General features: G+C 68.8%; 15 protein-coding genes. 4 read left to right on the top strand and 11 right to left on the bottom strand.

Annotation, left to right across the window (positions count from 1 at the left end; genetic code table 11):
- Positions 1 to 15 precede the first annotated feature (15 nt).
- The 10 genes from HHL10_RS26870 to HHL10_RS26915 form a co-directional block, all read right to left on the bottom strand.
- On the bottom strand, positions 16 to 1,017 hold the full coding sequence (locus HHL10_RS26870) for an aldo/keto reductase (RefSeq protein ID WP_169163494.1): 1,002 nt from the start codon (positions 1,015 to 1,017) through the stop codon (positions 16 to 18).
- A 122-nt stretch (positions 1,018 to 1,139) separates the two neighbouring features.
- Entirely contained in the window at positions 1,140 to 2,105 is a 966-nt protein-coding gene (locus HHL10_RS26875) for a Gfo/Idh/MocA family oxidoreductase (RefSeq protein ID WP_169163495.1), read from the bottom strand.
- Position 2,106: 1 nt separating this feature from the next.
- On the bottom strand, positions 2,107 to 2,961 hold the full coding sequence (locus HHL10_RS26880; RefSeq protein ID WP_169163496.1) for a class III extradiol dioxygenase subunit beta: 855 nt from the start codon (positions 2,959 to 2,961) through the stop codon (positions 2,107 to 2,109).
- Positions 2,962 to 3,399, bottom strand: a complete 438-nt coding sequence (ligA, locus tag HHL10_RS26885) for a protocatechuate 4,5-dioxygenase subunit alpha (protein ID WP_169163497.1) — start codon at positions 3,397 to 3,399, stop codon at positions 2,962 to 2,964.
- A 10-nt stretch (positions 3,400 to 3,409) separates the two neighbouring features.
- Positions 3,410 to 4,345 (bottom strand): amidohydrolase family protein, encoded by a 936-nt coding sequence (locus HHL10_RS26890; protein ID WP_169163498.1) that lies wholly within the window; start codon positions 4,343 to 4,345, stop codon positions 3,410 to 3,412.
- Between the two features lie 2 nt (positions 4,346 to 4,347).
- Positions 4,348 to 5,268, bottom strand: a complete 921-nt coding sequence (locus HHL10_RS26895) for a DUF1932 domain-containing protein (RefSeq protein ID WP_169163499.1) — start codon at positions 5,266 to 5,268, stop codon at positions 4,348 to 4,350.
- A gap of 13 nt (positions 5,269 to 5,281) precedes the next feature.
- Positions 5,282 to 6,259 carry a Bug family tripartite tricarboxylate transporter substrate binding protein gene (locus tag HHL10_RS26900; RefSeq protein ID WP_169163500.1) on the bottom strand — a complete coding sequence of 326 codons (978 nt, stop codon included), beginning with the start codon at positions 6,257 to 6,259 and terminating at the stop codon, positions 5,282 to 5,284.
- 43 nt (positions 6,260 to 6,302) lie between these two features.
- Positions 6,303 to 6,986: a 4-carboxy-4-hydroxy-2-oxoadipate aldolase/oxaloacetate decarboxylase gene (gene ligK, locus HHL10_RS26905; RefSeq protein ID WP_169163501.1), complete on the bottom strand. Its 684-nt coding sequence runs from the start codon at positions 6,984 to 6,986 to the stop codon at positions 6,303 to 6,305.
- A gap of 114 nt (positions 6,987 to 7,100) precedes the next feature.
- Complete coding sequence (locus HHL10_RS26910; protein ID WP_169163502.1) at positions 7,101 to 8,129, bottom strand: amidohydrolase family protein; 1,029 nt, start codon at positions 8,127 to 8,129, stop codon at positions 7,101 to 7,103.
- Between the two features lie 302 nt (positions 8,130 to 8,431).
- A complete protein-coding gene (locus HHL10_RS26915) occupies positions 8,432 to 9,364 on the bottom strand; it encodes a LysR family transcriptional regulator (protein ID WP_169163503.1) in 933 nt (310 codons plus the stop codon).
- Positions 9,365 to 9,602: 238 nt separating this feature from the next.
- On the opposite strand from HHL10_RS26915, the gene HHL10_RS26920 reads away from it, so the two are divergent.
- Both HHL10_RS26920 and HHL10_RS26925 read left to right on the top strand, forming a co-directional pair.
- Complete coding sequence (locus HHL10_RS26920; protein ID WP_169163504.1) at positions 9,603 to 9,776, top strand: DUF6726 family protein; 174 nt, start codon at positions 9,603 to 9,605, stop codon at positions 9,774 to 9,776.
- 83 nt (positions 9,777 to 9,859) lie between these two features.
- Positions 9,860 to 11,188: an FGGY-family carbohydrate kinase gene (locus tag HHL10_RS26925; RefSeq protein ID WP_169163505.1), complete on the top strand. Its 1,329-nt coding sequence runs from the start codon at positions 9,860 to 9,862 to the stop codon at positions 11,186 to 11,188.
- A gap of 1 nt (position 11,189) precedes the next feature.
- Here the strand turns inward: HHL10_RS26925 and HHL10_RS26930 are convergent, their stop codons facing one another.
- The gene (locus HHL10_RS26930; RefSeq protein ID WP_169163506.1) at positions 11,190 to 12,611 is read right to left on the bottom strand and encodes a replication initiation protein; all 1,422 of its coding nucleotides are present in this window, start codon (positions 12,609 to 12,611) and stop codon (positions 11,190 to 11,192) included.
- A gap of 824 nt (positions 12,612 to 13,435) precedes the next feature.
- On the opposite strand from HHL10_RS26930, the gene HHL10_RS26935 reads away from it, so the two are divergent.
- Entirely contained in the window at positions 13,436 to 14,617 is a 1,182-nt protein-coding gene (locus HHL10_RS26935) for an AAA family ATPase (protein WP_205833237.1), read from the top strand.
- A 13-nt stretch (positions 14,618 to 14,630) separates the two neighbouring features.
- Entirely contained in the window at positions 14,631 to 15,659 is a 1,029-nt protein-coding gene (locus HHL10_RS26940) for a ParB/RepB/Spo0J family partition protein (protein ID WP_169163507.1), read from the top strand.
- Positions 15,660 to 16,838 lie beyond the last annotated feature (1,179 nt).

Here is a 16,838-nt window from a genome sequence, read left to right on the forward strand (position 1 = left end):
CGGCCCGGCGTCCGGTCAGAACTCCTCAGTGTCGATTTCCTGCTGCGTGGCGGCGTTGTAGCGCGCGCCCGCCACGGTGCGCTGGTTGATCAGCGCATCGAGCTCGGCGATGGTGTCGGCGTCGAGCCGCACGTCGAGCGCGCCCAGGTCTTCTTCCAGGTGCGCAATGCGGGTGGTGCCGGGGATGGGGATGATGTCCTCGCCCTGCGCCAGCAGCCAGGCCAGCGAGATCTGCGCCGGCGTGCAGCCCCGGGCCTGCGCGATGCGCTGGAGGCCGTCGAACAGCTCCAGGTTGCGCGCGTAATTTTCAGGCGTGAAGCGCGGCATGGCGCGGCGGATGTCCTTGGCGTCCAGCGTGGACACGTCGCCGAGCCCGCCGGCCAGGAAGCCGCGGCCCACCGGGCTGAAGGCCACGAAAGCCACGCCCAGCTCGCGGCACGTCTGCAGCACCGCGATCTCCGGATTGCGCGTCCAGAGCGAATACTCGGTCTGCAGCGCCGCGATCGGGTGCACGGCATGCGCGCGCCGCAGCGTCGCGGCCGACACCTCGGACAGGCCCAGCGTGCGCACCTTGCCCTCGCGCACCAGCTCGGCCATGGCACCCACCGTCTCCTCGATGGGCACGGTCATGTCCAGGCGGTGCAGGTAGTAGAGGTCGATGACCTCCACGGCCAGGCGCTGGAGGCTGTCCTCGCAGTTGCGGCGGATGGTCTCGGGGCGGCCGTCGATGACGCGGCGCGTCACGCCGTCCTCGCCCTTGACGCCGGCCATGCCGCCCTTGCTCGCGAGCGTGAAGCGGTCGCGGTGGGGCTTGAGCGCCCGCCCGACCAGCGTCTCGTTGGCGCCGAAGCCGTACAGGGCCGCAGTGTCGAAGAGCGTGACGCCCAGGTCGAGCGCGCGCAGCAGCAGCCGCTCGCCCTCCTCCGCCGGCGGCGGCACGCCGTAGGCATGGCTCAGGTTCATGCAGCCCAGGCCGATGGCCGAGACGCTGAAGGGACCGATGCGACGCTGCTGCATGAGGCTCATTCCTTGTGAGTTCTTTCTGTAGAGGACACCGTTCGGGCTGAGCCTGTCGAAGCCTAGCCGGAGGACCGGGCCACAGGCCCTTCGACAAGCTCAGGGCGAACGGAGTGCGTGAGTCACTGGCCCTCGTTGAGCTGCTGCTCCAGCTGGTGCAGCACCTCGTAGCAGGGCAGCACCTGCGCCACGCTGGAGTTGGGCTCGCGGCCTTCGCGGATGGCGGCGAAGAACTCGCGGTCCTGCAGCTCGATGCCGTTCATCGACACGTCCACCTTGGACACGTCGATCTTCTCTTCCTTGCCGCTGACCAGGTCGTCGTAGCGGGCAATGTAGGTGCCGCTGTCGCCGATGTAGCGGAAGAAGGTGCCCAGCGGGCCGTCGTTGTTGAAGGACAGGCTCAGCGTGCAGATCGCGCCGTTGGCGGCCTTGAGCTGGATGCTCATGTCCATGGCGATGCCCAGTTGCGGGTGGATCGGGCCCTGCACGGCGTTGGCCTTCACGATGGGGCTGCCGCACTGGTAGGCGAACAGGTCCACCGTGTGCGCGGCGTGGTGCCACAGCAGGTGGTCGGTCCAGCTGCGCGGCTGGCCCAGCGCGTTCATGTTGGTGCGGCGGAAGAAGTAGGTCTGCACATCCATCTGCTGGATGTTGAACTCGCCGGCCTGGACCTTCTTGTGAATCCACTGGTGGCTGGGGTTGAAGCGGCGGGTGTGGCCGCACATCGCCACCAGGCCCGTCTCCTTCTGCAGCCGCACCACCTCCTGCGCATCCTCCAGCTTGTCGGCCAACGGAATCTCCACCTGCACATGCTTGCCGGCCTTCAGGCATTGAATCGCCTGCGAGGCGTGCATCTGCGTGGGCGTGCACAGGATCACGGCGTCCACTTCCGGCAGCGCCAGGCTGTCGGCCAGCTCGGTGGTCACGTGCTTGATGCCGTACTTCTCGGCCACCTCGCGGGTCTTTTCCAGGTCGCGGCTGATGAGCGAGACCACCTCGACGCCGTCGATGTTCTTGATGCCGTCCAGGTGCTTGATGCCAAAGGCGCCGGCGCCGGCCAGCGCGACCTTGATCGTCTTGTTGCTCATGTCAGTTGTTCTCCAGGATGAGATGACCCACGGCCGTGTTCGACGCGGGCACGTGGTAGAAGCGGTGCTTCACGGTCGGCTTCGGGCCGCCATTGACGTCGCTCATCGCGCCGCGCGCGATCAGCCACATCACCAGCTCGATGCCCTCGGAGCCGGCCTCGCGCACGTAGTCGATGTGCGGGATGCTGGCCGCGGTCTCCGGATCGTTGATCAGCTTGTCGAGGAAAGCGTTGTCCCACTCGCGGTTGATCAGGCCCGCGCGCGGGCCCTGCAGCTGGTGGCTCATGCCGCCGGTGCCCCAGATCTGCACATTGAGCGGCTCGTCATAGCTCTCCACCGCCTTGCGGATGGCCTTGCCCAGGTTGAAGCAGCGCCGGCCGCTGGGCACGGGGTACTGCACCACGTTGACGGCAAAGGGGATCACCGGGCACGGCCAGGCCTCGGGCTGGCCGAACATCAGGGACAGCGGCACCGTCAGGCCGTGGTCCACGTCCATCTTGTTGACGATGGTCAGGTCGAAGTCGTCCTGGATCACGGACTGCGCAATGTGCGCGGCCAGCTCCGGATGGCCGATCACCTTGGGCACCGGGCGCGGGCCCCAGCCTTCGTCGGCGGGCTGGAACTCGGCGGCGGTGCCGATGGCGAAGGTGGGGATGAAGTCCAGGCTGAAAGCGGTGGCATGGTCGTTGTAGACCAGGAACACCACGTCGGGCTTGTTCTCCTTTTCCCACTGCTTGGAAAACTCGTAGCCCTGGAACACCGGCTGCCAATAAGGCTCCTGGGTCTTGCCCAGGTCCAGGCTGGCGCCGATGGCCGGGACGTGCGAGGTGTAGACGCTGGCGGTGATGCGTGCCATTTACTGGTCCTCAGGCTTGGATTGCGGCGCCGCGGGCTGCGGTGCCTGCGCTTGCTGCTCGTGCGCGTAGCGGTTGCCTTCCGGCGAGCGTCCGCCGCCGGCCATCATCTCGCGGTACTGCTCCTCGGTCAGGCCCGTCATGCTGCCGGCCATCTGTTGAAAACTGCGCCCGTCGGTGGCGCCGATCTTGGCCAGGAAGTAGATGTTGCCGCCCAGGGCGATGCAGCGGTTCAGGTCGCGGTCCAGCACCGCCTGCTTCTGCTCTTCCGTCATCGCCCACTGGTCAAGGTAGGCGCGCTCGTCGGCCTTGAACTTCTCGCGGTTCTCGGCCTTCATCAGCGACATGCAGAACTGGTTGAGCCAGTAGCCCTTGCGCGACTGGTCGGCGTCAAAGATGGTCGTGCCGGGCACGTCCTTGTAGGGTTTGTGCAATGCCATGGAGGTCTCCTTACTTCACTTCCTCGGGCCAGTACAGCCGCATGGGGTTGTCCACCAGCAGCTTCTTCTGCAGCTCGGCCGTGGGCGCGATGTGCGGGATGAAGTCCACCAGCAGGCCGTCGTCGGGCATGTGGTTCTTCAGGTTCGGGTGCGGCCAGTCGGTGCCCCACAGCACGCGATCCGGGAACTCCTCCACCACGCGGCGGGCGAAGGGCACCACGTCGCGGTAGGCGTTGCGCTCGCCATCGAGCGCCGGCGGGCCGCTCACCGACAGGCGCTCGGGGCAGCTGACCTTGCTCCACACGTTGCCATGCTCGCGCATGAAGCGCAGGAACAGCTCGAACTCGGGCCCGTCGATGGGCTTCGTGACGTCCGGACGGCCCATGTGGTCCACCACCACTGTAGTGGGCAGCGCGGTGAAGAAGTCCCACAGCTCAGGCAGGTCCACGGCCTCGAAGTAGATCACCACATGCCAGCCCAGCTTGGCAATGCGGCCGGCGATCTCCATCAGCTCGTCCTTGGGCGTGAAATCGACCAGGCGCTTGACGAAGTTGAAGCGCACGCCGCGCACGCCGGCGTCGTGCAGCGCCTGCAGCTCCGCGTCCGAGACGCTGCGCCTGACGGTGGCCACGCCGCGGGCCTTGCCCTCGCTGTGCAGCAGCGCATCGACCAGGGCGCGGTTGTCGGCGCCGTGGCAGGTGGCCTGCACGATGACGTTGCGCGCGAAACCGAGGTGGTCGCGCAGCGCGAAGAGCTGGTCCTTGGAGGCGTCGCAGGGCGTGTACTTGCGCTCGGGCGCATAGGGGAACTGCGCGCCGGGGCCGAACACGTGGCAGTGCGCATCGACGCTGCCGGGCGGTACCTGGAAGGCCGGCTTGGCTGGCCCCTCGTACCAATCGAGCCAGCCGGGGGTCTTGGTGAAGTCACCGGAAGTGGGTTTGCTCATACTCAGTCCTTCGATTTGACATGGCCCAGGATGCGGTCGGCCTCGGTGCGCCAGTCGGGGCTGCGCGCGAACTCCTTGCTGCCCTTGGTGCCGAACAGGCCGGCGTCGGCCAGGTCCGCAACCCAGGCCTGGCGCTCGGCGGTGCCGCTGGCGCTCCAGGGCGTGAGCCCGGCCTCACGCACCGTCTCGGCCACCTCGCGCACCTCTTCGCTGCGGCGGCGGCCATGCTCGATCACGCGCTGGAAGAAGTAGGCGGCCTGCTTCTCCCAGTCGATGCCGGGGAAGGTCTCATGCAGGGAAGCGATGACCGCGTTCTCCACGCCGTAGTGGCGCGCTGCGGTGAAGCTCTCGATGACCATGGCCTCCAGGCCCTTGATCATCACGCTGCGGCACATCTTGGTGGCCGAGGCCACGCCCAGCCTCTCGCTGGCGACCTTGGCGTCGAAGCCCAGGGCATTGAGGAGCGGCTCCAGCGCGGGAGCGCTGGGGCCGCCCAGCAGCAGCGGCACGCGGATGCGGTAGGGCGGGATGGAGGTCATCACCGCGCCCTCGACGTAGCGCCCACCGGCGGCGTCGATGAGGCCCGCGGCGCGCTGCTTGGCGCCGGGCGAGGCGGAGTTGAAGTCCAGGAAGAACGCACCGGCCTTGATGCCGGGCACACAGCCCTGCGCCACCGCCACGGCCTGGCTGGCGGTGACGGCGGAGACGATCAGGTCCGCCTCGCTCGCCAGCTCGACAGGCGAAGAGGCCAGCGCCACGCCGTGCGCCTGCGCATGCTCGCGCAGCGCGCCGGCGGTTGCCGGCGCATCCAGCTTGAGATCGTAGGCGCTGACGCGCACGCCCTGCCTGCGCAGGTCCTCGGCCAGGATGCGACCCACCTCGCCGTAGCCGACGAGGCCGATGTGCCACTGCTTGGGGTCCATGGAATGCTCTTTCTCAGTCCAGCGAGACCTTCGCGCGCCGGATGACCTCGGCGTACTTCTTGGACTCGGCCGCGATGAAGGCGTTGAACTCGTCGCGCGTGGCCGGGAAGACGTCGTAGCCGAAGGTGGCGTAGCGCTGCTTGATCTCGGGGTCGGCCAGGGCTTCCTCGATGTCCTTCTGGATCTTGTCGGCCACCGGCTTGGGCAGGCCCTTGGGCGCGGCGATGGTGGTCCAGCCCGTGACCTCGTAGCCCGCCGGGCCGCCCGATTCGGCCACCGTGGGCACGTCGGGGAAGGCGGGGTGGCGCTTCGGGCCGGTCACGGCGATGAACTTGAGCTTGCCCGAGCGCTGCAGCGGGCCGGCGGTGGCCAGCGAGCCCAGCGCGAAGTCGAGCTCGCCCGTGGCCACGCCGGTGTAGAGCTGCGAGGTCTCCTTGTAGACCACGTGCTGCATCTGCGTGTTGGTCATCGACTCCAGCAGCGCCGAGCCCAGGTGCACCGGGTTGCCCACCGACCACGAGCCGTAGTTGAGCGCGCCCGGTCGCGCCTTGGCGTCGGCCACGATCTGGCCCACGCTCTTGTACTTGCTGTTCGCGCCCACGCCCACGAAGAAGTAGGTCTTGAACAGCGGCGTGACCGGATCGAAGTCCTTGACCGGGTCGTAGGGCAGCTTCTTGAACAGGTGCGGGTAGGCCACCAGGTGCACGTTGTCCAGGTGGATCAGCTCGTGGCCGTCGTTGGCGGCGCGCTTGAACTGGTCAATGGCGATGAAGCCGTTGGCGCCGGGCTTGTTCTCCACCACCACCGGCTTGCCCCACTTCTTCTGCAGCCGCTCGGCCACCAGCCGCACCACGGCTTCAGGACCGGCGCCGGCCGGGAACGGCGTGGTGATGCGCACCGGCTTGGTGGGGAATTCCTGCGCCTGCGCGGCGCCGGCGAGCAGGGCCAGCGCGCCGAAGGCGGCCGCGGCCAGGGTCTTGATCGGATTCATGGTGTCTCCTGCGTTTTGATTGATGTCGTTGCGGCGGGCAACTTCAGTCGATGTACTTCAGTCCCGCCTTGGCCAGCGGCTCGCGCATGTTGTACATGTCGAGGCCGAGCACGCCCGAGGCCAGCTTGGCGCGCTTTTCGCCTTCGAAGCTCTCGCGCTTGGCGGCGGCCTCGGCCACGTCCCTGACCTTGGCCGCGGGCACGCAGCAGATGCCGTCATCGTCGGCGACGATGGCGTCGCCCGGGTTGACCAGCATGCCCGCGCACACCACGGGGATGTTGACCGAGCCCAGCGTGGCCTTGATGGTGCCCTTGGACGAGACGGCCTTGCTCCACACCGGGAAGCCCATCTCCTGCAGCACGCGCACGTCGCGCACGCCGGCGTCGATGATCAGGGCGCGCGCGCCGCGGGCCTGGAAGCTGGTGGCCAGCAGGTCGCCGAAGTAGCCGTCGGTGCACGGGGCGGTGATGGCGGCCACCACGATGTCGCCGGGCTGAATCTGCTCGGCCGCGACGTGCATCATCCAGTTGTCGCCCGGGTGCAGCAGCACCGTCACGGCCGTGCCCGAGACCTGCGCGCCCGGGTAGATGGGCCGCATGTAGGGCTGCAGCAGGCCGACACGGCCCTGCGCCTCGTGCACGGTGGCCGAGCCCAGCGCGGCCAGGCGGTCGGTGGCCTCGCGGTCGGCGCGGGTGATGTTGCGGTAGACGACACCGAGTTCGTACATGGCGGATTCCTTCCAGTCAGTCTTCAAAAGCCCGTCCGGGCTGAGCCTGTCGAAGCCTTGCCGCACAGCGCGGCTGCAGGCCCTTCGACGGACGCAGGGCGAACGGAATGCATGTCACAGGCCCTTGGCCTTCAGCGCAACGTCCAGGCGCGGGAACACGCGGCGCGCGTTGCCTTCGTAGACCAGGTAGCGCTCCTCCTCGGTGAGGTTGGCGGTGGCCTCGACGTAGCGCTTGGTGTCGTCGTAGTAGTGGCCGGTCTCCGGGTCGATGCCGCGCACCGCGCCGATCATCTCGGAGGCGAACAGGATGTTCTTCACCGGGATGACCTTGGTGAGCAGGTCGATGCCGGGCTGGTGGTAGACGCAGGTGTCGAAGAAGATGTTGTTGAGCAGGTGCTCGCTCAGCAGCGGCTTCTTCAGTTCCTGGGCCAGGCCGCGGAAACGGCCCCAGTGGTAGGGCACCGCGCCGCCGCCGTGCGGGATCAGGAACTTCAGCGTCGGGAAGTCCTTGAACAGGTCGCTGGTGAGGCACTGCATGAAGGCGGTGGTGTCCGCGTTCAGGTAGTGCGAGCCCGTGGTGTGGAAGCAGGGGTTGCAGCTGGTGGAGACGTGGATCATCGCCGGGATGTCCAGCTCGACCATCTTCTCGTAGATGGGGTACCAGTGGCGGTCGGACAGCGGCGGGCTGGTCCAGTGGCCGCCGGAAGGGTCGGGGTTCAGGTTGATGCCGACGAAACCATATTCCTTGACGCACTTCTCCAGCTCGGGGATGCAGGTCGCGGGGTCCACGCCCGGCGACTGCGGCAGCATCGCGGCACCGATGAAGTGGTCGGGGAAGAGCTGGCTGACGCGCCAGCACAGCTCGTTGCAGATCGCCGCCCAGGTGGAGGAGGTCTCGAAGTCGCCGATGTGGTGGGCCATGAAGCTCGCGCGCGGGCTGAACACCGTCAGGTCCGAGCCGCGCTGCTTCATCAGCTTGAGCTGGTTGGTCTCAATGGACTCGCGCAGCTCGTCGTCGCTGATCTTCAGGCTCTTCGGATCGGGCTTCTTGCTCGGGTCCTTGAGCGAGGCGATCTGCAGGTCGCGCCAGGCGCCCAGCGCCGCGGGAGCCGTGGTGTAGTGGCCGTGAACGTCGATGATCATCGAGGTCTCCAGGAATGGTTGGTGGGGCGGCGGACCAGGCCCGGACGGCCCTTCGAGCCGCCCGGAACACCCGGCTCAGGGGCGGGCAGTCGGCGTGCCGGGCCTGGTCCGAGGTCTGGCCGTTTGCAGCGGGATTCTGGTGATGCAGCCGGTGAAGACCAAGTCCATTCCGCCCATAGCTGCTATCGCAAAACGGCATAGCTTTGGGCGTTGACCCATCTCAAATAGGTTGGGCGCCATCTCGGGGACAAGGGGGCGCTCCCTCGGCCGGGACAGCCGTGGGGCGCCGCGATGGAGCGGCCTTAGTCTGTGCCGGCGGCGGGCACGCCGCCCGTGGGCAGACCCAGGCTCAGATCGATGAGCAGCTGCGAGGCCTGGCGCATCAGCGGACCCGGCCGGCGGCTGGACGAGCGCGCCAGGCACAGCACGCTGGTGAGCGCGGGATCGGTGAGCGGCCGCGCGCGCAGCTCCGCGGCGCGCGGCGAGGCCGCCACCGCGCTGGCCGTGAGCACGGCGCAGCCATGGCCGGCCGCCACCAGCTCGATGATGGCCGCCACGCTGGACACTTCCCAGGCGATCTGCAGCTTCAGCCCGGCCAGCGCCGCCTGCGTTTCCAGCTGGCGCCGGATCACATGCGCCCGCTCGGGCAGCACCAGTGGCAGCGCGGCGAGCTCGCGCAGCGGCACCAGCCCGCGGCCCGCCGCGCGGCCGGAGGGCGCGTCGCACCGCTCCACCAGGCACAGCGGCTCGTTGAGCAGCGGCATCACCTCCAGCCCCGGCTGGGCCTCGGGGTTGTAGAGCAGCCCCAGGTCCACGCGCGAACTCAAGATCCATTCGACGATGTGCGAGGACAGCCCTTCCACGATCGCCAGCTGCGCCCGCGGCAGCCGCGCCTTGAAGTTCTCCACCAGCGGCACGGTGAGCTTGCGGCCCATGGTGGGCGGCACGCCGATCACGATGCGCCCCACCGCCTCGTCGCGCGAGGCGCTCATGTCGGCGCGCGCCTGCGCCACGGCCTGCAGGATGCCGGTGCCATGCTCCAGCAACCGCCGCCCGGCCTCGGTCAGCGCCACGCCGCGGCCGTTGCGCAGCAGCAGCGTCTCGCGCAGCTCGGTCTCCAGCGCCCGCACCTGGCGGCTGAGCGCGGGCTGCGCGATGTCCAGCACCGCGGCGGCCTTGCTGAAGCTGCCGAGTTCGGCAACCTGGACGAAGTATTCGAGCTGCTTGAGATTCACGAGGGACGACGACGCGGCGGCCGCAGGGCCGCCCTGGCAATGAGACCGCGGTGGCGGCGGGCCAGCGAGGATAGCGCGCGGCCCGAACCACCCGGACAGCGCGCCAAAGCCGCACCCGGCACCGTCATCGGCTGCGCATCGATGACGGATACGAGTCAGCGCAGTGAAAAAGTACCGTCATGGACGAAACAGCCTGTACGGAACGTCAACGCCAGCGCCGTCGCGCCATTGGACCGGGATGCGAACCCTGCTTCTCACCCTGTCGGCCGTGCTGTTGTCGTCCCTGCTCGGCGGCTGTGGTGCCCTGGCCTTTCCCTGCCGCGCCACCTCGGCGATGATCAAGATCGTCCCGCTCGTCGGCCATGCCGCGGCCATTCCCACCGACGCCTGCGCGGCCGTCATCGATCCCTGAGCGCCGGAGCACCGCCACGGGCGGGGCTGGGCATCGCACCTTGCCTTCGCCTGCTCCGCAAACTGGACGCCGACAATGGCGCCATGGTCCCGGCCCCCAGCTGCACTCCCACCGTTTCCGACCCGCGCCTGTTCCTGGGCCTGGACCTGGGCACCTCGGGCGTGCGCGCGGTGGTGATCGATGCCGATGGCGCCGTACGGGCCACGGCCCGGGCACCGCTGCCGCCCTCGCGACGCGACGGTGCGCGCGTCACGCAGGACCCAACCGGTTGGTGGCAAGGCGTGCGGCAGGTCCTGCAGGCCGTGCTGGCGCGCATGGAGCGCGCGCACCTGGCTGCCATCGCCGTGGACGGCACATCCGGCACGCTGCTGCTCACCGACAGCCACGGCCAGCCGCTGACGCCGGCCCTGATGTACGACGATGCGGCCTGCCTGGACGAGGCGGCGCGCATTGCCGCCGTGGCGCCGCCGGACACCGCCGCGCGCGGCCCGGCCTGCGCGCTGGCGCGGCTGCTGCATCTGCAGGACCGGGCGCCGCAAGCTGCCCATGCGCTGCACCAGGCGGACTGGATTGCCGGCCGGCTCGCCGGCCGCTTCGGCGCCTCGGACGAGCACAACGCGCTCAAGCTGGGCCACGACCCGGTGCGGCGCTGCTGGCCCGACTGGCTGCGGGCCTTGCGCCTGCGCCGCGGGCTGCTGCCGCGGGTGCAGGCGCCGGGCGCGGCGCTGGGCCGGCTGGCGCCGGCCATGGCCCGGGAATTCGGCCTGCGGTCCGGGGTGCAGGTGCTGTCGGGCACCACCGACGGCGTGGCGGCCTTCCTGGCCACCGGAGCCAGCCGCGTGGGCGAGGCCGTCACCTCGCTGGGCAGCACGCTGGTGCTCAAGGTGCTGTCGCAACAACCGGTGTGCGCGCCCGAGTACGGCGTCTACAGCCACCGGCTGGGCGGGCTGTGGCTGGCGGGCGGCGCCTCCAACAGTGGCGGATCGGCGCTGCTGCGGCATTTCAGCGCCGAGCGCATGGCCGAGCTGACGCCAAGGCTGCGGCCAGAAGCGTGGACCGGGCTGGACTACTACCCGCTGCCCGCGCCAGGGGAGCGTTTCCCCATCAACGACCCGTCCCTGCCGCCGCGCGTGTCGCCACGGCCGGAGGACGACGCGCGTTTCTTCCAGGGCCTGCTCGAAGGCATCGCACAAGTGGAGGCCCTGGGCTACCGGCGCATCGCCGAATTGGGCGGACCGCGCCCGCTGCGCGTGCTCAGCGTCGGTGGTGGCGCGCGCAACCCGGCGTGGCTGGAACTGCGCCGGCGCTGCCTGGGCGTGCCGGTGGACGTGGCTGCGCAGGAAGAAGCGGCTTACGGCACGGCCCTGCTGGCGCGGCGCTCGCTCGGTGCCGCGCCGCGCCAAGACGCCTGACTCAAGCCGCGCCGGATGGCCGGTCCCAGCCCGGGCCGTGCACGGCCTCGGCGTAGACACGCACCAGCACCGAGCCCAGCACGCCATGCAGCACGTCGCCCTGCGCGGCGCGGCGCGACACCACGGCGCTGAGCATCCCGCGCGCGGCCAGGTCCTGCAGTGCCCGATCCACCCAGCCGCGGCGCTGCACCGGGTCCAGCGCCGCGATCTCGGCCTTGATCTGGGCGATGCGGCCGTTGAGCCAGGCCTCCGCGCCCGGACCGGCATCGGCCGCGACGGCCAGCACCGAGGCAGGCGAGGCGGGCCGCGGCGGCACGGCTTGCGGCGCCACCGGGGCGGCGCCCTCCTCCACCGGCACGTTGGACGGCGCCGGCAGCGACAGCGCGGCGTCGGCCTCGCCATGGCGCAGCAGTGAGCGCAGGTAGGCGTAGGCGTGCTCGATGCCGCGCAGCTTGCGGTTGACGGCGCGACGCTCCAGTACGTCAAGTTGCTCGCGCACCCGCGTCTCGCCAAACTCCTTGAGCAGGCCGTCGAGCTTGGCCTCGCGGATGCCCAGCGACTCCGCGCGCAGTACCAGCCCGGCATCGACCGGCCCCTCGGCCAGCGCGCGCGGGCGCGGCGTGCCGCGCTTGCGGCGCACCGCGAACTGCACCTCGCTGACGGCGCGGCCGAGCTTGTGCTCGATGAGCTCGATCTCGATGTCGGTCTCGCTGTTGATCTCCTCCACCGCCGGCTTCACGCGCTCGTTCTTGAACTTGCGCCACTCGCGCCGCTCGGCGCCGCCCGGCGCGGGGCTGAGCGCGTCGGCCCACCACTGCACCGGCTTGCGGCTGGTGACGCCGGAGGGGTTGTCGCGGTAGCGGGCGCAGATCTCGTACAGCGCCACCGCGGCGTAGGAGCCGAGCTTGGCCAGCACGTCCAGGTCGATGCGAGCCCAGCGCGCGGGCTCGCGCAGCGCCGACATGATGGTGGGCGGGTAGGACCAGGACACCCAGTTCTCGCCGTTGCGCACCTCGATGGCCACTTCGGAGAGCATCGAGAAGCCGCGCCACTTCAGGCCATCGCCCGGCGCGGTGGACTCCCAGTCCACCTCCAGTCCGCGCATCTCGCGCAGGTAGCGCTTGGCGGCGGTGCGGTCCTCGCCGCTGGAGCCGGTGGTGCGCAGCAGCGCGGGCAAGGGCGCCTCGAACATGTAGTCCGCCGGCGGCATGGCGCTCATGGCCTGCAGCCGCGACTGCGACACCTGCAGCAGCGCGTTGTACAGCCGCCGCCCGGTGAGCGTGACGCGGCGCGAGCGCGGCACCATCACGATCATCTCGTGCGGCTTGCGCAGCTCCGCGCCCTCCTCCTTCATGCCCGGCTTGCGCACCTCGGCGCCATCGTCCCCTTTGCCCGGCATGCGGGGCGCGTCCTTGTCGTCCATCGCCGGATGATATGTCCACGCCGGCTTGGACGGTTACTCATTCGACAGGCAGGAACGTCGCCAAGATTTTCCCTTTCAAGCGTCCGTGCGCATTTCGACGGTTGAAGCCGCCACATTTACCGGTTAAAGCCTGGACACTTCCGGGAAATGCCTTGGCGCCCTGCCGTGGCAGGGCCGGGTAAATCACGGACGTTTGCCCTGCCGACGTTCCATGGGATGCCGAGCAGTCCCGGTTAAAAGCCGGACAGTTGGGCAAGAACCGGTGGGCAAGGGCTGGCCGGATAGCCGGTTAGAAGCTGGACGCTTGCCTTGATCGATGTGTTGCGGACAGCCAACCGGCATCGGTTAGGAACCGGACACTTGGTGCGACTGCATCGCTGCTGCTCAGGTCAGCGCAGCGGGTAAATGCTGGACGCTGGACGATGCAGGCGGCGGCCTGGCGTGATGAACGTCACGGTGAACCTTCCGCAAGCGCCTGTGCACAACTCTTCGGGACGTCCGGTTAAGAAGTGGACACCAGCCGGATGAAAGTTGGACACATGCGGGTAAGAGGCGGACACAAACGGTTAAAGCGTGGACACAAACCGCGGAAAATTACGCCTAACTCTTTGATATTTAAGCAATAAATCTACTTATCCACAGGCGTTAATCTCTTGAATTCTTCTAGATATTTCTTAATCCCGGGGTCCGCTGAAGCAAAGGAGGAAGCATCCGTAATGCATCGCTTGCCATACGTTTGTGCGCCGCAGCGGCATTCATGCGATTTTTGCGAGGTGCCATGCATAATCGATCGCACCTCCAAAAACGTAACAAGCTGGGATTCCATGGACATCAGACAGGCGATTCGTCGGCAGAGCTTGGCCGACATCGAACACCAAGCCGCTCGGGTGGCGGCGATGATGGGGCACATTCGTGCCGCGATGCTGCCGCCGGCAGCCAAGAAGACGGCGCCCACGCTCAGTGCGGCCCAGCTGGCGCAGCTGTGCCATGTCGATAAATCCCGCATCGCCTACCGCCTGACCCGGGGCGACCTGCCCCCCGGCGAGATGCAGGGCAACCGGCGCGAATGGTCCATGGCGGATGCCCGGCAATGGGTGCGCGAGTTCCGCGCCGCGCACATGCGCCCCGAGGGCGCGGCCGGCACAACGCTGACCGTGGCCAACTTCAAAGGCGGCGTGGCCAAGACCACCTCCGCGGTGACGCTGGCACAGGGCCTGTCCATGCGTGGGCACAAGGTGCTGGTGGTGGATCTGGACCCGCAGGGCTCCGCCACCACGCTGTTCGGCGTGCTGCCGGACGCCGAGGTGGAGCAGGAGCACACGGCGATGCTGCTGTTCTCGGGCGCGCATGAGGATCTGAGCTACGCCATTCGCGAAAGCTACTGGCCGGGCATTGACTTGGTCTGCGCCGCGCCGCTGCTGTTCGGCGCGGAGTTCGCGCTGCCGGCGCGCCAGACCCGCGACCCGGGTTTCGAGTTCTGGCGCGTGCTCGATCGTGGCCTGGACCAGGCGCGCTTGGACTACGACGTGATCGTCATCGACACGCCGCCGGCACTGAGCTACGTCACCATCAATGCGCTGATGGCCGCCGACGGCGTGATCATGCCCCTGCCCCCTTCAGCGCTGGACTTCGCCAGCTCGGCGCAGTTCTGGGACCTGTTCAGCGACCTGTGCAACCAGCTCATCCGCAGCCGCGGGCAGGACAAGACCTTCGAGTTCATCGACGTGCTGCTGTCGCGTGTGGAATCCAACGACGCGGCCAGCAGCGTGGTGCGGCAATGGGTGCTGGAGGGTTATGCCGACAAGGTGCTGCCCATCGAGATTCCCAAGACGGCCGTGACGGCCACCGCCTCGGCGGAATTCGGCACGGTGTACGACCTGCCGCGCGGCTCGATGAACACCAAGACCTTCGCCCGCGCGCGCGACGCCTACGACCGCATGTGCGAGCTGGTCGAGCAGCAGATCCAGGCGGTGTGGGCCACGCAGCTGGAACAGCTGGCGGTCTGAACGGGAGGGTGCGATGAGTCTCAAGAACAAGGCCGCCAAGCTCGATTTCAGCAACCTGCCCGGCCTGGGGCCGGACACCGGCACGGCAGCGCGGCCCAAGACCGCGCCGGGCGCGATGATGGCCTTCGCCAACGAGGCCCGTTCCGACCTGCTGCGTGAGAACGAGCTGCTGCAGGCGCGCGCGCAGGAGGCGCAGGCGCTGCAAGGGCGGCTGGACGAGGCGCTCAACGAGCTGCGCCAGTGGGACGGCGCCAAGGCGACGCGGCTCATCGACGCGGCGCTGATCCGCCCCAGCCGCTGGGCCAACCGCCACGAGCTCAACTACGACTCGCCGCAGTTCGACAAGCTCAAGGCCGAGGTGGCGGACGCCGGCGGCAACGTGCAGCCGATCAAGGTCCGGCCGGTGGCCGAGCCCGAGGGCAGCTTCGAGGTGGTGTACGGGCATCGCCGGCTGGAGGCCTGTCGCCAGCTCGGCCTGCCGGTGCTGTGCCTGGTGGACAACATCGAGGACCGAGCCCTGTTCGTGGAGATGGAGCGCGAGAACCGCGGGCGCAAGGACCTCTCCGCCTGGGAGCAGGGAATGATGTACCGCCGCGCCCTCGATGCCGGGCTGTTCCCGTCGCTGCGCCAGCTGGCGGCATCCATCGGCGTGCAGCCGGGCAACGTCAGCACCGCGCTGCAGATTGCGGCGCTGCCGGACGTGGTGGTGCAAGCCTTTGCCTCGCCGCTGGACCTGCAGTTCCGCTGGGTGGCACCGCTCAAGGCCGCGCTGGAGCGCGACGAGGCCGAAGTGCTGCAGCGTGCCCACGAGATCGCGGCGCTGTCGCCGCGTCCGGCCGCACGCGAGGTGCTGGCCCGGCTCACCGGTCCGCATGAGAAAAGCCCGCTCGGACGGCAGACCCGCTACACGCTGGGCGGCAAGGTGGTCGGTTCCTGGGACAAGGACGCGCAGGGCAATGTTGCGCTGCGCTTCAAGGCCGGCGCACTCAGTGCCGACAAGGAGAAGCGGCTGCTGGAGCTGCTGGCGAAGTTCTTCGATTGACATGCCGATGCAGCGGCCCTGGGGCCCGCGCCATCCACAGGGGCCTGCGGGCCCCTTTTTGCTGCCCGCTGCGGGGAGTGTTCTACGGTAGAACACCCCGACGCGCCGAGCGCCCGGAGCGCGCCGGCGGCGAAGGCTCGCCTCCTCAGGGGGACGCGCCCCTGTGGCTGCACGGCTGGTGCGGCGCTGCCGCCGGAGCTGATCGCGTCTCCACCGGGTGGCCTCGCAGGTGGCCGATATCGGCGTGAATCGCGCTGTCAAGGCAGGGCAGCTCGGCGTGGGCGACATGCCTGCCTGGAACGGCGGTGATCCGGGCCAGCCGCAGCCGCAGCCGCTGCCACGGCACCGAGTTTGGATGGGCCTGGGAGCGTCCGGCGATCCAGGCCCGATTCCCTTCACTTCGAAACGAATGCGCTCCGTCGTGCGTGCTGGATGTGTCTTGCGAGGCGCTGCCGGTTCGGCCGAACCACGAGGCTGCTGCACCTCGCCTCTCCCGAGCCGCGACGGGAAAAGAATCCGGGATGAGGATGCAGCCTGACGCATGCGCCGGCTGCAACGGCCACGCGGCGTGCGGAAGGTCGGTGCGCCGTGGTGTTTGCCTCTGGCCGGCCGACTGCTGGGTCCGCACCCGGCTGCACGGGCTTGCGTCGGGTGCAGAGCGTTTCAGCGTCGTGCCGGTCCGCGACCAAGGCCGCTTCGCGTTGGACTTAGGGTGTGCTCAGCGCGGTCCGGCGAAGTTGCCTGCCTTGCTCACGTGCCCTCGCTTGTCCTTGGGCCAGGCCTCATGAGCCGGGCGAGCAATCCGAACTGAGCGCGGTCGAATTCCGTTCCATGCCGGGACGCGTTGATGCGTCGCAGGCATTGGGGCCAGTCCGCCGCGGTTCATCCTGCTCGGCGCCTTCATGAGTTGCCCGCAGGGCATGTCGCCGGCATCCGGTGACGGCGTACGCCGGGTCTGGGCGCCGTCTCGGGCTGGAAGCAAAGCGATGCCGCAATAGGCAGTGGGGCGGGATGTAGATGCTCTTGCTGGGCCGCGTCATGCGATGCCGTGCCGATGAGGCCGGCCCGAAAGGCGGCGCTTGCCGCGTCCTGGAAGATTCGTGTCCAGCGCTTCTTGGAAGCTGATTGAATCCGGCCGCACTGCGCCCGGCGCCTTCGGATGACGCGCGGTCTTGGTTC

It is taken from the genome of Azohydromonas caseinilytica (assembly GCF_012927045.1).
GTDB lineage: Bacteria > Pseudomonadota > Gammaproteobacteria > Burkholderiales > Burkholderiaceae_C > Azohydromonas > Azohydromonas caseinilytica.